The organism is Candidatus Borrarchaeum sp. (assembly GCF_019058535.1).
GTDB lineage: Archaea > Asgardarchaeota > Sifarchaeia > Borrarchaeales > Borrarchaeaceae > Borrarchaeum > Borrarchaeum weybense.
In genome coordinates, this window is sequence record NZ_JAHPYX010000188.1 from 1 (window position 1) to 13,506 (window position 13,506).

16 protein-coding genes and 1 pseudogene are annotated in these 13,506 nt (G+C 34.6%); 13 read left to right on the forward strand and 4 right to left on the reverse strand.

The window, feature by feature from the left end; all coding sequences use genetic code 11:
* Both QVB70_RS11045 and QVB70_RS11050 read right to left on the reverse strand, forming a co-directional pair.
* Positions 1-225 (reverse strand): annotated as a pseudogene (locus QVB70_RS11045) (cytoplasmic protein); the annotation flags it as partial.
* Between the two features lie 62 nt (positions 226-287).
* Complete coding sequence (locus QVB70_RS11050; RefSeq protein WP_287586107.1) at positions 288-965, reverse strand: HAD family hydrolase; 678 nt, start codon at positions 963-965, stop codon at positions 288-290.
* Positions 966-1,129: 164 nt separating this feature from the next.
* Here QVB70_RS11050 and QVB70_RS11055 point away from each other — a divergent pair, with 164 nt between their 5' ends.
* The 3 genes from QVB70_RS11055 to QVB70_RS11065 all read left to right on the forward strand — a co-directional run bounded on the left by QVB70_RS11055 (position 1,130) and on the right by QVB70_RS11065 (position 3,368).
* On the forward strand, positions 1,130-2,293 hold the full coding sequence (locus QVB70_RS11055) for a bifunctional phosphoglucose/phosphomannose isomerase (RefSeq protein ID WP_287586109.1): 1,164 nt from the start codon (positions 1,130-1,132) through the stop codon (positions 2,291-2,293).
* A gap of 15 nt (positions 2,294-2,308) precedes the next feature.
* On the forward strand, positions 2,309-2,842 hold the full coding sequence (locus tag QVB70_RS11060) for a hypothetical protein (RefSeq protein WP_287586111.1): 534 nt from the start codon (positions 2,309-2,311) through the stop codon (positions 2,840-2,842).
* A 226-nt stretch (positions 2,843-3,068) separates the two neighbouring features.
* Entirely contained in the window at positions 3,069-3,368 is a 300-nt protein-coding gene (locus QVB70_RS11065; protein ID WP_287586113.1) for a hypothetical protein, read from the forward strand.
* A 58-nt stretch (positions 3,369-3,426) separates the two neighbouring features.
* On the opposite strand, the gene QVB70_RS11070 is transcribed toward QVB70_RS11065, so the two are convergent.
* Positions 3,427-4,056: a rubrerythrin family protein gene (locus QVB70_RS11070; RefSeq protein WP_287586114.1), complete on the reverse strand. Its 630-nt coding sequence runs from the start codon at positions 4,054-4,056 to the stop codon at positions 3,427-3,429.
* A 419-nt stretch (positions 4,057-4,475) separates the two neighbouring features.
* On the opposite strand from QVB70_RS11070, the gene QVB70_RS11075 reads away from it, so the two are divergent.
* The 10 genes from QVB70_RS11075 (at position 4,476) to QVB70_RS11120 (ending at position 12,652) form a co-directional block, all read left to right on the forward strand.
* A complete protein-coding gene (locus QVB70_RS11075; protein WP_287586116.1) occupies positions 4,476-4,952 on the forward strand; it encodes a Fur family transcriptional regulator in 477 nt (158 codons plus the stop codon).
* A 587-nt stretch (positions 4,953-5,539) separates the two neighbouring features.
* On the forward strand, positions 5,540-6,229 hold the full coding sequence (locus tag QVB70_RS11080) for a DUF2231 domain-containing protein (protein WP_287586118.1): 690 nt from the start codon (positions 5,540-5,542) through the stop codon (positions 6,227-6,229).
* A gap of 24 nt (positions 6,230-6,253) precedes the next feature.
* Entirely contained in the window at positions 6,254-6,490 is a 237-nt protein-coding gene (locus QVB70_RS11085; RefSeq protein ID WP_287586121.1) for a hypothetical protein, read from the forward strand.
* 74 nt (positions 6,491-6,564) lie between these two features.
* Complete coding sequence (locus QVB70_RS11090; protein WP_287586124.1) at positions 6,565-6,801, forward strand: ferritin family protein; 237 nt, start codon at positions 6,565-6,567, stop codon at positions 6,799-6,801.
* Positions 6,802-7,405: 604 nt separating this feature from the next.
* Positions 7,406-8,212, forward strand: coding sequence for an ATP-dependent sacrificial sulfur transferase LarE (larE, locus tag QVB70_RS11095; RefSeq protein ID WP_287586127.1), 807 nt, complete (start codon positions 7,406-7,408; stop codon positions 8,210-8,212).
* Between the two features lie 477 nt (positions 8,213-8,689).
* A complete protein-coding gene (locus tag QVB70_RS11100; protein WP_287586129.1) occupies positions 8,690-9,916 on the forward strand; it encodes an NAD(P)/FAD-dependent oxidoreductase in 1,227 nt (408 codons plus the stop codon).
* A 90-nt stretch (positions 9,917-10,006) separates the two neighbouring features.
* The gene (locus tag QVB70_RS11105; RefSeq protein ID WP_287586131.1) at positions 10,007-10,981 is read left to right on the forward strand and encodes a leucine-rich repeat protein; all 975 of its coding nucleotides are present in this window, start codon (positions 10,007-10,009) and stop codon (positions 10,979-10,981) included.
* 301 nt (positions 10,982-11,282) lie between these two features.
* Positions 11,283-12,089: a HesA/MoeB/ThiF family protein gene (locus QVB70_RS11110; protein ID WP_287586132.1), complete on the forward strand. Its 807-nt coding sequence runs from the start codon at positions 11,283-11,285 to the stop codon at positions 12,087-12,089.
* 18 nt (positions 12,090-12,107) lie between these two features.
* Positions 12,108-12,347 (forward strand): sulfurtransferase TusA family protein, encoded by a 240-nt coding sequence (locus QVB70_RS11115; protein WP_287586133.1) that lies wholly within the window; start codon positions 12,108-12,110, stop codon positions 12,345-12,347.
* A 14-nt stretch (positions 12,348-12,361) separates the two neighbouring features.
* Complete coding sequence (locus tag QVB70_RS11120; protein ID WP_287586134.1) at positions 12,362-12,652, forward strand: ubiquitin-like small modifier protein 1; 291 nt, start codon at positions 12,362-12,364, stop codon at positions 12,650-12,652.
* A gap of 250 nt (positions 12,653-12,902) precedes the next feature.
* On the opposite strand, the gene QVB70_RS11125 is transcribed toward QVB70_RS11120, so the two are convergent.
* Positions 12,903-13,499, reverse strand: coding sequence for a pyridoxamine 5'-phosphate oxidase family protein (locus QVB70_RS11125; RefSeq protein ID WP_287586136.1), 597 nt, complete (start codon positions 13,497-13,499; stop codon positions 12,903-12,905).
* Positions 13,500-13,506 lie beyond the last annotated feature (7 nt).

A 13,506-nucleotide genomic window follows, 5' to 3' on the forward strand; every position in this document is an offset into this window, starting at 1 on the left:
CGCCTTGCAGACGCAGTCAACTAATCCCAGTTTCTTTACTTTTTCATATAGATTTGCAAATAACTTGTTTGGATCCGAGAGTTCTTTAATCTGCTTTGTAGCTGTCCCCTCTATGATCAGTTTTATGGCGTATCCTTTTTCTTTCATGTCTAATGTATTTAGCAAAGCATGTGCAAAACACATTGGCTCTCCATTAAAAGCAAACAGAGCAATTTTCTTTACCATATATTTTACCTCCTTGTTTTTTCCATTCGAGTCCTTTATGATTATATTATATGGAATAGGGTTCAGTCAAAAATGACTTCTGGTAGATCATTAATACTCTCAAGGATGACATCTGGCTCTTCCTTTTCAATGATCTCTACTGAAACTCTACTTGAAAGTAAGGCAATCGTCTTTAGTCCCATTGCTTTTCCAGAACGAATATCAGTGACATAATCTCCCACCATAACTGCTTGTGAGGGAGAAATATTCAATTTTTCAAGAATATATTTAATCTGGTTTTCTTTTGGAACTAAAGCTCCTAACCTGAAATCTTCAGCTTTCTGAGGGGTCAATACCTCAAAAAAGTGATCTAATTCATAATGTTTCATCTCATTAACAAGTTCCGCTGTGCTTGAAATCCTGCCCGTTGCTAATGCCAATGAAAAACCTTTGTTTTTTAATTGGATAAGAACTTCTTTAGCTCCAGGGATTATTGTATCGTCTGGAGACCAGTATTGCGAATATTCACTTAAGAAGGTTTTCTGAAACGCTTTGTGTAGTGATTGATCAATAGTTTCCTCTAACGAGTCTTCTTCGATTCGTTGCATAAAATCGTCCCACGAAATGTTTGGAAGATTGAACTTAGTCAAAGTATCAGTCCAGACGGCATAAAACCGCTTATGAAGTGGTATGATTGTACCATCAAGATCAAAGATGATTAGTTTGATTTCAGAAAAGTCAATAGCTTTTGTAGTATGCATCAACATCACCAGTTTACCGTTCTAAACAGAGAACACATGTAATTCATTTCTTAGATAATATAATACTAATATCTCTTAAGTTTCATAAAGAAATTACGAGGTAATTAGAACCTAACATTTATGTTCTTTGAGGATTGAACAATTCATCATTAGGAGGATTATAAATGCTCAATGATTTAGGTAAAAAGGCGGATATACTTGATAATCTTAATGAGATTAAGAAGATTGATAAATCTGGTATGTTAGAGTTACAGAAAAAAGTCCCAGAATTTATTCAAGATGCGATTGAAAGAGCACGCAATTTAGTGATTCCATCAGATATAGAAATCAAAGGTAAAAAGCTAAAATACTATAATTTTTCTCAAATCATCGGTGTGGGTATGGGTGGTTCTGCAATTTCTTTTGATTTCTTGAGATCATTCTTACGATACGCTAATGTTAAGATTCCTGTAGAATCAAATCGTGATTATAATTTGCCGCCTTATGCTGATGAAAACACTTTAGTGGTTTTAATTAGTTACTCTGGTAATACTGAAGAGACTTTAAGCTGCTTTCTAGATGCAATAGAAAAAGGATGTCCAGTTGTAACACTTACTTCTGGAGGCATACTTGAGGCATTCTGTTTAAAATTCGGTCTGCCATATGTAAAACTTCCGAGTGGCCTTCCACCGAGAGCATCGCTTCCTTATTTATTCTTTCCACTTCTAATAGTTCTAGAAAAATTGAATATTCATCCTAGTTTTGAAAAGGAAACTTTAGCTGTTGTTAAAGTCCTTAAAGAACTTAAAGACGAATTAAAACCTGAGACTCTAATAATAGATAATCTTGCAAAAAGAATTGCTATTTGCCTTTATAACAAGATCCCCCTAATTTATGGGCATACATTCTTTGATGGTGTCGCATATCGCTTAAAATCCCAATTTAATGAGAATACAAAAATCCTTGCATTTCCGGCGGTCTTTTCGGAATTAAACCATAACGAGATCATGGGCTGGGAGGCTGCTGATGAGAAACTGATAGAGCCGTTTTATCCCATCCTCATTCGTGACCCCGACGAACCGCCAGCAATCAAAGCTAGAATAGAAATTTCAAGAGATCAGATTATATTAAAGAAGAAAAAGCAGGTTATTGAAATCATGGCACGAGGTGAAGGAGTACTCGCAAAAATGTTTTCAGTTACATATATAGGAGACTTTACAAGTGTTTATCTAGCAATTCTTTATGGAACTGATCCAACGCCTGTCGATTCAATTTCATTGTTAAAATCGCAACTTGCCGAAAGAACAAAGCTTAAAGAAGATATTCAAGTTAAATTTGATAGTCTTTAATTGGGGGCTTCTTATGTGAAAAGATATGATATGATTCCTCAAGAATATCAAACTTGGAGTGACGTTGAAAAAGAGGCCTTTTTAGAGGATGAACGTAAAGATGCGCGACTTTACACAGTTTTTTTCAGCTTGTTTGCTGGATTTAGTTTTATGGGGTTGCATTCCTTAATTGTTGGGTCTGACTTTTACCCTGCCAAAGATATCAACTCATTTCTTTTTAATTTTACACCCTATCCAGATATTATAGTCATGCTGTTTGCAATGCTTGGCGTTTTAAATATCTTTTGTGTTATAAATCGAATGCAAATTCATGACAAAATAACTGAAAGACATATCCCGATTGATCAACGAATTCTATTCTATATCCGTTCCAATAAAGCGTTTAGAATCCTTCGTGTTACTACATTTTTCATGGATATCTTCATTTTCATAGTGTTTTCACTATTAACTCATGTTTTTGCGTTCCTAGTAGTCTTAGTCGTCACAATCTTCATATATCTGTGGTGGCGCATCACTAATTTACGATTAAGGAGTGTCCTAGAAGGCTAGGATTACTAGATTAAGTACTTGAGAAGTACTATGAAAAAAAAGACTTAGTTCGATTAAAAGAAAAAGTGATTATAACAATCGAACATTACGTCACTTTCTCCTAATGAAGTTTACTTTACAACGGAAATTATTTTTTTTTAATGGAAAACCAATATAGTGGCATTATCGAAAATAATACATGCATAAACTATTTAAACGTTGATAAGAATAATACAAACAGATTGCAATGACAATTCATAATATCTTTGATTTAGAAAGTTGTGTCAAGCAAAATCTGTGTCTTTTAAACCATATGGTATGGTACGATTATCATATACACACCGAGGATTCTTTAACTAGATTTTTCAGCCTTCAAACTGATGTTAAATCTCGATTAGATCGTCTTGTCGAGTTCGGGATATTAGAACTCAGCCTATGCAACTCATACGTTGTATCACAAGATCCACTTATACAGGCAGTAATTGAACATGTAAATGATAATGATAGAATTAAAAGAGATCTTTGTAACTCTTGCCTTGCATATTGAGCTGAGGAAATCTCTTCTTCTTTTAGCGACATAGAAAAAAATAGATTAAAAAAAGTTGCTAAAACTCTTTGAATTCGTCCTTCGGAGCATTACACACAGGACATACATCTGGTACTTCTCCCTCAGCTGTAAAGCCGCATCTTTCACAGACATAAATTGGACCGAATGGAGCATCATTCCCTTTATCAACTGATTCCTTTGCTCTTTTAAACAGTTTTGCATGTTCTTTTTCGCTCTGCAGTGCCCAATTAAAGGTGAACTGGGCGCCTTCTTCTTCTTGGAATTCTGCAATTTTTAGAAATGCGGGATACATTTCTGAGATTTCGTACTCCTCACCCATTATCCCATGTTCCAATGCCTTAGACGTATTTCCAGGACCAAACGGCGCGTGAGCTACAGTTAAAAAGCCATCGTTCAAGTGCTTTAAATTCATAAAATGTTTATGTGCATGAATTTGCTCAGAATATGCAACCGCCTTGAACAGCCTTGCAACATTTGGAAAACCTTCTTTGTCTGCGATATTCGCAAAGTACAAGTATCTCACATGTGCTTGGCTCTCTCCTGCAAAAGCCGATATTAAATTTTCTTGCGTGGTGGTTTTAATTGTTCTTTCCTCCTCTAATGGATTTTTAAAAAACGTATTTTTTGAAAAAACAAAAACAATAAAAAAAATATGTTTGAAAAGCATGAAAGAACTTCTATAAAGAATGAAGTTCTTTATTCTGCATCTTCATCGTACAATTCTCCCCAGTCAATCTCCTTTACTGCTTTTTTCAGTTTTTTTTCGTCTTCTTCTGCTTTCTTTTGGTCTTTACTCAATTTTATTCCTCCAATGTTGGTTTTTGAATAACTTGAACTCCTTATTCGACTCTACAATTGATTATCTTACAATATAAGTGACGTTTAGTGTTCAGCCTTAATAGTAACAGTTATTATTACTATTACCTATATAACCTTATCCTTAGAGGAATATCAAGGAAAAGAAAATTAAGATATGACATCATCATGTTCTAAAAGAAAAGTCTAGCAATGTATTCAACTCTTCTAGAGTATCTTGATGAAATTTCAAATGAATCTCGACTAGCTGTCAAAGTGTGGAGATATCAATTGTCGAAAAAGGAAAAGGAAAAGAACAAGAATGATAATCCTTCAGTATCTGAGTTCTGGCGCGATATAGAAAATCAGTTTAAGGAAAAAAACCTCCGCCTAACGAAACCAAGAGAAATTATTCTTGAGGAATTACGTAAGGCAGATCATCCCAGTGCCAACGAAATTTATATCAGAGTTAGAGAACGACATACAAAAATTAGTATGGGCACAATCTACCGAAATCTGAAGTTTTTAAAAAAATTAGGGCTTATTTATGAATTAGAACATACTGGAGGATCGCCAGGAAAATTTGAGATAGGATCTGCAGATCATTCTCATTTTATTTGTGAACAATGCGGAATGATCATAGATATAGAAGAGCAAATTGACAAAACGAAAGAGCAACAACTTGCAGAAGAACTTGGTTTAATTGTTACTCATCACAGAACGGAATTTTATGGACTTTGCAAAGAATGTAGATCAGCTACGACTTAATTTGAACAAGATATTTGTTTTCGCAAAGGAATTTCTAACATTGCTTCTATAGATTTGCAGAGTCCTAGAAGTTATTTCAGTATAACATACTTCAGTTTGTGCGCTTTAATTTTTATAGGACTATTATTCCTGGGATTGACAGATCTATTGATCCCCATATTAATTGGGAGAAGATTTATGTTCAATCTAGCACTGTTTCTATTTCCGAGATGGATCTGGGTCTATCCGATTATAGCCAGCATAATCTTCCTTGACATGACGAAGAAACTTCTGGAACATCGCTTATGACTCTTGCTATCAGAATAAATGAGAACCTTCATGCTAAGTATATACTCACTGGTGAATGACTAGATATTTTTCTTGAACAGACCGGATGAACCAATGAGTATTTGATGAAGGACTGATGCACCTTCCTTTCATTTACTTTTTTAAATTCTTTTTGAATTAACTGTAATCCTAATAGATCGAACAAACTAACATAATAGTAGTGTAATTAAGTCAACATTTTTATTCCGCATAGGGTAATATGAGAATTCAAATAATTAAATAAATATCCTTGGTAAAACTCCACGCTAGGTGGCTAAAAAATGATAGAAAAAGAATTAAGACGCTTCACAATCTCGGAATTGAAGCAATTTGACGGCAAAGAAGGCAGACCTTCTTATGTAGCCTATAAAGGAAAAATCTATGACGTTTCAAACAGTAGCTTATGGAAAGACGGAAAGCATGCAGGACGCCACTTCGCTGGAGATGATTTAACTCCGGGAATGATAAACGCTCCTCACGACGAAATGGTTTTCGTGCAATTTCCTATTGTCGGTGAGTTAACTGTGGAGGGACAAACTAGGCAGAAACTTGTACAAAGACTGGAGGGATTACATCTTCATCCCATAGTAGTTCATTTTTCTATTGCATATTCTATCGTTATTTCTTTATTAACTCTTCTTTATGCTTTCACAGGCGAAACCACTTTTGAAGCAGCCTCGTATTATATGCTTATAGTGGGATTCTTGACTGGTCCTCCGTGTGCACTCTCGGGCGTCTTCAGTTGGAAAGTCACTTACGAAGGGAGAAGGACTAAAACCTTTGTTCGCAAAATAGTATATACTGTTTTGTTAATCTCAATCATCACAGCAGGTTTTACATGGCGAACTTTGAATCCGAACATCCTAATGGCAATCACTAACTTAAGTTACATTTACTTGGCTTTAATATGGAGTTTAGTGCCGATAGCTACAATTCTTGGTCACTATGGAGGCAAAATAGTCTATTCCTAGAGTTATTACATTAGGGGTGTGAATTTGTCGAAAAGAATTAAAGAGTTGGAAGAAATGGCTGAAATATTGTCCATCGCCTTAGCCCGCGAACAAAGTACTGTACTCTATTATACGGAAATCTACCAAAAAGCGACGACCGAAAGGGCCCAAAAAATGATTTGGACCTTGTTAGAAGAAGAGAAAGGACATGTGATAAAGATTAGAAGTCATATTAACGAAATCCAATCAATTATAGAAGCGGAACGAAAGAAACTGAAATAGAAATTGCAAATCGAGGATCTGCTTGCATTAATATGAGAACTAATTCTTTAAGTAATAACAAATGAGGTGTGCGTATGTCTAGTAAAATAAAAGAGTTGGAAGAAATGAAGGAAATAATCACAATTGCTATCGCTCGTGAACAAGCCTCTATGCGCTATTACACTGAAGCATTTCTGAAAGCAATAACTGAGAACACTCAAAGGCTGTTTTCTTTGTTGATAGAACAAGAAAAGGCACATGAGGCGAAGTTGCGAGCTCAACTTCACGAAATCCAAGCAGAGATAGAATTTGAACAAATGAAGTCAAAATGATTTTTGTTGTCTTGTAGAATCTTCTAATTTGTCTTCCTCTTTTTTGATAACTAGAACTTCAAACTAAATGTTCTTTCGAATTTGTATTTCAAGCAACATGTTGCCTTATGAATGTTCTATCTCCTTAATAAAAGATAACAGATTACAATTTTCACGCAGATGTTAACATAACAAGAAATCTTGGAAAGATATCTCTCCAAAGGCTTCATAAGACTCAATAGATCGTAGGATGCTGAATGGATAATCAAATTCGGACTCATTCTTTCAACATATTTTTACATTTTTCTTCTAGATCTTGTTGGCTTTTAAGTACTAATGAGCCATATTTAGAAGAATCGATTAAAGGAAGTAGGGCATTTCTCTAAAGAAGGTACTGCAAAAAACTGTGGAAAACATTGGAAAATAATAACAGACTGAGTAATTTAAGTTATGAAGTTTATCCTTAGTCAATCGTCTTTTAATGATATTTTCGGTGCTGTAAATGAGTTCTTTCTAATTATGAAAGATTTTAAGATTTTTATTAGAATTTCTAAATTTGCTTATGTCGAAACTCTTATTTATATTGTATTCCAGTGTCATATATGGTAGAGAGGTGTAACTTAAGATGCTTGAAGAAAAGATTGAACGTGTTTACGATATCTTGCGAGATAAGACGGTAGTTGTAGCGTTTTCTGGAGGAGTGGATAGTTCGACAATTGCTTTATTGGCAAAAGATGTTGCTAAAAAAGTCTTAGCTATCACTGCTAACTCACAAACTGTTCCACTTGGCGAAATCGAAGATGCGAAGAGAATTGCAGAAGAAATGGGTATCACCCATATCATCATAGAAGTTGACGAATTAGCACATCCAGAATTTGCAAAAAATCCAGAGAATAGGTGTTATTACTGTAAGAAAGCGTTATTTGAAGTTTTAAGTGAGTTTCGGGCTCAAGAAGGAGCAGACCTTATTATTGATGGAACTAACGCCTCTGAATTGAAAGAACATAGACCTGGTTATGTTGCATTAAAAGAATTGGGAATCAGAAGCCCCTTAGCCGAGGCCGGTATTACAAAACCAGAAATAAGACAAATTGCACAATCTCGTGGGTTTTCTTTTGCAAACAAGCCTCCTTTAGCATGTCTTTCCTCTAGAATACCTTATGGTCAAATAATTACCGAAGAAAAAATATTTCGCGTAGGGAAGGCAGAAAAGTTTGTTCGGGAAGTTTTAAAGGACGTTCGTGTTTTACGTGTGCGTGACTATGATGATTTTGCTAAAATAGAAATTGGACATAATGAATTTGATAAACTATTTGATAACGAAACAATAAATAAAATAGTTACACACCTAAAGGATCTAGGATATAAACACGTGTATTTAGATCTTGAGGGATATAAACCGATGGTACCACAAAAATGGAAACAAAAATAGATTCTTAGATGCATTTTTGTGATTCTCTGTTCTTTGATATTTTCGGTTATTCTTTTATTGAGATGACATAAAACGATTTATACTTTATAGAATGCATTATTCAAGGAAAAAAGCCATTAACAGTTGAAGACGCTATTAAAGCGCAGATTATAGCAGCTAAAATTGTTAAAAGTTATCCTAGGAAAGGAAGCGAGTAAACGAATTGATAATATCGTCCTGAGTTGGCGATGAAATAACGCATACATGCAATGAATGATATCGTAGTTTATTTTACAGGAATTCGTCCTTTTTTTAATTAATCAAAGACTAATTGAAATAAAGGACACATAATAACCACTTGACACATATTACAGCATAGTAACTCACTTTAAACAAACCACTAGAATCAAATTGGAATTAAAGCAAAAAGTATTTGGATTTTTTAAAATCAAAATTTAAAAAGAATATATATTTTCGTAAAATTATTTGGGTGATTGGATGAACAAGAAGATAGTAATAATTGGCGGAGGCTATGGTGGGACAGAGACTTTAAGACAGCTAATACTTAGAAAGGTTGAAAATATAGAAATTGAACTAATAACTAATAAAAAGTACTTTGAGAATATAATAGGATGCGCAGAGATCATAAGTGAAAAAATAAAAGTCGAAGAACTTTCATATGATCTTAAAAATGCTTCTAGACAATGGGATTTTGAGCTAACAGTGGGCAATGTTGAAAGCATCGACTTAAATAGAAAAAAGTTAAAAGTTAATGGAAAGGAAAAAACTTATGATGTCTTGGTCGTGGCCGTAGGTGTAAAACCTAACTTTTTTAATGTTATAGGAGCAAATCTTGCGCTTCCAGCTCATACTCTATCTGATTTTATAAATATTCACGAAAAACTGATACAATTGGATTTGGAAAACCCTAACATTGTAGTTGTAGGAGCAGGATTTGTAGGTCTAGAAATTGTGGCTGAACTACTCGATTTTTTCAAGATCAAAAATAGGAATGGTAAAGTTACTGTAGTCGACAAAATGAACTCAATAATGCCCATGTACAACAACGATTTAGCTCGAAAGATCGCACATGAATATTTCATTTCACGTGGCACAAACTTTCTATTAGGGAAAGGAGTAAAAGAAATAGAGAAAGAAAGATGCATTCTCGAAGACGGTAGCACTGTTGAAGCAGATATAACAATTTGGGCTGCTGGAGTTCAGAGCCCTGAAATTACCTCCAAAATTATTGGCGCAAACTTATATAAAGGTTATATTGAGGTTGATGAAAGATTATTGATAAAAGGAAGTGCGGACTCTTTTGCAATTGGAGACGCTGCTTTTATAAAAATTAATGGAACAATAGCCCAAAAAATGGCTGCTGAAGCCTTAGAAGAAGCTAAGACTGTTGCTAAAAACATAGGTTTGATCGCTTATGGTCACAAACCATCCTTTACTCATGTCATACAATATACAACAGATTTTCCAAAGGCAATTCTTTCAATTGGAGAGGACAAAGCTATATTAATCGGCTCCGAAATACCAAGTTACTTAGAAGCAGCGCCAAATATACTACATCGACTCATATATATGCCAGGAATAGATCGCATAATAGATGCTTTTTCTAAAGTGATCTCTGGCCCAAAATATGCGAGTATGGGAACTATGGAATACCTCCTCAAGAAAAAGATAGTCACGGAAGAAATAATGGGAAGATTACCATAAATTAGCAACAGCTCTAAGCAGGAAGCCTCGATGATTTTGCTTGAGGTAGCTCATATTTGTTATATACTTTTATAATAGGCGATGAAACTTATGACAAAAAATTTTGTGACAGTTAGAGGAGAAAAATATAATGTAAGAGATAATATCCTCGACCTTAGTAGAAAAGAAATTACTGATATCAGTGAGATTAAGGGTTTAGAGAATCTAAAATCTCTCCAAGAACTAGATCTGAGTCATAATCAGATAGAAGAGATCACGGGGCTAGAAAAGCTTACTCATCTAAAAAAATTGTTCCTTTGGAAAAATCGGATTACAGAAATCAAGGGACTGGAGACACTTACTCGCTTAGAAAAACTTTTTCTTTGGGACAACCAGATAAAAGAGATTAAAGGATTGGAGCATCTCACTAGTCTAAAAAAACTCCATATTAGTTTAAATCGGATAGCAGAGATCGAGGGGTTAGAGAACCTTACAGAACTCCAAACACTAGAACTTATTAGCAATCAGATAGAAGAAATTAAGGGTTTGGAGCACCTCATTAACCTTAAGGAATTATACCTTGAGCGAAATCAGATAGAAGAAATTAAAGGATTAGCATACCTCACTGATCTTCAAACACTAGCGCTTGGTTGGAATAGGATTAAAGAGATTAGAGGATTGAAGCGTCTCACTAGTCTAAAAATATTGTCACTTAAGATGAATCAGATAGAAGAGATCAAGGCTTTGGAGACACTTACTAACATCCGAGAGCTAGATCTCAGTGGTAATCAAATAAAAGAAATTGGTGGATTAGAAAATCTCACTAAGCTCCAAATACTAGATCTTGGAGGCAATCAAATAGAGGAAATTAGGGGATTAGAGCCTCTTACTAACCTTCTGACACTGGTACTTAGTTGGAATAAGATTAAAGAGATTAGAGAGTTGGAGCTTCTCAGTAACCTCCAAGTGCTGGACCTCAGGAATAATCCGATAAGAAGTAATGAGAGGTATTTATTAGAGAGGAATGCACAGGAGATTGTAAGATACTATCAACAGAAAGTGAAAAAAGAACAAAGCAACGTCTAAAGAATCAGAACCCTTTAAATTTTTTTTGCGCCTTATTTGATTTACATTTTAACGCAGGGACATTTGGCAGTCTTAATAGTTCATGCTCTTAGTTTAGGATTGACGTAATGAGTTTAGATATCTCTGATGAGCACATTTCTCAGCATTATCATGATTCCTAAAATTTGCTTTTTTAAAATAACGTTTGCGTTTACATTAAGTCCAGCAACAACAATAGCACTATACAAAGGTTTATATGCCACTGTCATACGAATAATTAATTGAGGTGTGCAATTTGACCCAGCTTTCCTTCGAGTTTACAATGGATCAATTACAAAGGTATAGCCGCCAAATCATTTTGCCAAACGTAGGGGCAAAAGGACAAAAAAAACTACTTGAGTCTAAAGTACTGATTATCGGTGCTGGTGGATTAGGGTCTCCCGCCGCATACTATTTGGTAGCAGCAGGCGTTGGAGAGGTTGGAATTGTAGATATGGACAAAGTGGATATCTCAAATTTACAACGCCAGATTCTCCATTTTTCAAATGATGTTGGTAAGCCAAAAACAGTTTCTGCAACAGAAAAATTGGAAGCCCTTAACCCAGATGTGGTAGTAACATCGATTCAAGATCGAATAACAAAGAAAAATGTTTATCAAATAATTGACAAATTTGATTTCATATTAGAAGGATCTGATAACTTTGCAACGAAATTTTTAATAAATGATGCATGTGTCTCTTTAAGAAAGCCATTCACGATTGCTGGAGTATTGAGATTTGAAGGACAATTATTAACTGTCGTCCCAGGCAATTCAAATTGTTATCGTTGTATTTTTCCAGATCCTCCACCACCAGGTTTAATTCCATCATGCCAAGAAGCGGGTATTCTAGGTGCGGTAACAGGATTATTTGGTTCTTTACAAGCTAGCGAAGCGTTAAAATATTTATTGGGTATAGGAGATCTTTTGACTGGACGCATGCTTATCTTTGATGTGCTTTCAATGTCTTCAACTATTGTGAATATAGCCAAAGATCGAAATTGTAAGGCTTGTAGTGATTTATCGGTTGATTTAGTTAATAACTATGATTACGAATCTTATGATGTGTGTGAATTACCTAATGACAGATAATCTGAAAGGAGGGCTTTAATGAACCAAGAAAATATGCGAAAGGTAATTGATTTACAAGGCTATCAATGCCCATTTACCTTTGTTCTGACCAAGACATATTTGGAAGAAATGGATTCAGGAATATTAGAAGTAATCGTAGATTACCTTCCATCAGTCGATAATGTTCCAAAAAGTGTTATGGCACAAAACTTAGGGAAAATCATTAGCGTTGAATGTATTGAAGGGAACAAGTATAAAATTACAATTCAAAAATCTTAGGAGGGATAAAGAATATGATTGCTGTTCATGTTAAGCCGTTGGCAATGCTAAGAGATTTTTTAGGAATAAAAGAGTTATCAGTAGAACTGGATGAACATTCTAAAGTTAAGAATCTCTTAGAAACATTATTTAGAAAATTTGGAAATGGATTTCGCGAAAAAATTATGGATCCTAATTCTAATCAGCTTAAACATCATTGGGTAGTCATGGTAAACGGAAATAACATTAATTCATTGCAAAAACTTGATACATCACTTAAAAACGGCGATGAAGTCCTTATATTTCCTCCAGTTGCTGGAGGTTAATCATAAGGGGTTTCAGACCCTGGAAAATATCGAATTCAACTTATATCAATCATCATATACAAGGTTTGAGGAATTTCAAAGAGTCTATGAAATCATCAAGGCTCAAGAGAAAAATTGCAGGAAAAAGAAGAAATGGCTCTATAACAACTATTTTTCCAGATGCTTTCATTATGCATTCATTAATTCGTTTAAAATAATAGAGAATTACATAATAACGGGATGACTTGAGAATGTTTAAGTCTCTTATCGATCAAGATGACATTTTAAATTTTTTAAATTTCGGACCTCGCCAGTAAGAAATACTTATCATGTGTAGTTCTATCATTACTCTTTCTAAGCCACCTGCCACTACCTCCACATCTCGACCTGGAGATGCGAGGAATTGAGGATATTTTTCTTGGAATAATGAAAGTATACGTAAAATAGTTTCTGACGCTTTATAATCTTCACGGGAAATATATCTTCGTTTAATATAACTCGTGAACAAATTAGAACCTCTTTGGTCTTGTTCTATCGCATTTAAAGTAAATTTTAGCTCTGGCGACCAAAATTGATATACTGGTAATGCTTTTCCTCTCACAAGGAGTCCTTCATTATTGAACGGATTTTGAATATCTCTCCTATCTACGGTCAAAGAAAGTCTTGGATAATTTAGCAAGTTTCGATATTTTTTCGATGTGGGAGAAGTAATGAAGTAAATCGCATGTGTCTTTAGATCAAATATATAAAATATCGTGGCGATGTGGGGCATCCAATTTTTGTCTGTGGTACATAGATATGCAAAGGTGCCGTTTTCCAATAAATCTAACATGTTTTTCGGAATTTTTTGTTGGGTCATGTTTTCCATGTTTTTC

Bases quoted from the DNA above. Each gene is read 5' to 3' on its own strand.
- QVB70_RS11055 (WP_287586109.1), top strand. From the start codon at position 1,130: ATGCTCAATGATTTAGGTAAAAAGGCGGATATACTTGATAATCTTAAT.
- QVB70_RS11110 (WP_287586132.1), top strand. From the start codon at position 11,283: ATGGATCAATTACAAAGGTATAGCCGCCAAATCATTTTGCCAAACGTA.
- QVB70_RS11100 (WP_287586129.1), top strand. From the start codon at position 8,690: ATGAACAAGAAGATAGTAATAATTGGCGGAGGCTATGGTGGGACAGAG.
- QVB70_RS11120 (WP_287586134.1), top strand. From the start codon at position 12,362: ATGATTGCTGTTCATGTTAAGCCGTTGGCAATGCTAAGAGATTTTTTA.
- larE (WP_287586127.1), top strand. From the start codon at position 7,406: ATGCTTGAAGAAAAGATTGAACGTGTTTACGATATCTTGCGAGATAAG.
- QVB70_RS11115 (WP_287586133.1), top strand. From the start codon at position 12,108: ATGAACCAAGAAAATATGCGAAAGGTAATTGATTTACAAGGCTATCAA.
- QVB70_RS11090 (WP_287586124.1), top strand. From the start codon at position 6,565: ATGTCTAGTAAAATAAAAGAGTTGGAAGAAATGAAGGAAATAATCACA.
- QVB70_RS11080 (WP_287586118.1), top strand. From the start codon at position 5,540: ATGATAGAAAAAGAATTAAGACGCTTCACAATCTCGGAATTGAAGCAA.
- QVB70_RS11065 (WP_287586113.1), top strand. From the start codon at position 3,069: ATGACAATTCATAATATCTTTGATTTAGAAAGTTGTGTCAAGCAAAAT.
- QVB70_RS11105 (WP_287586131.1), top strand. From the start codon at position 10,007: ATGACAAAAAATTTTGTGACAGTTAGAGGAGAAAAATATAATGTAAGA.
- QVB70_RS11070 (WP_287586114.1), bottom strand. From the start codon at position 4,056: ATGCTTTTCAAACATATTTTTTTTATTGTTTTTGTTTTTTCAAAAAAT.
- QVB70_RS11125 (WP_287586136.1), bottom strand. From the start codon at position 13,499: ATGGAAAACATGACCCAACAAAAAATTCCGAAAAACATGTTAGATTTA.
- QVB70_RS11050 (WP_287586107.1), bottom strand. From the start codon at position 965: ATGCATACTACAAAAGCTATTGACTTTTCTGAAATCAAACTAATCATC.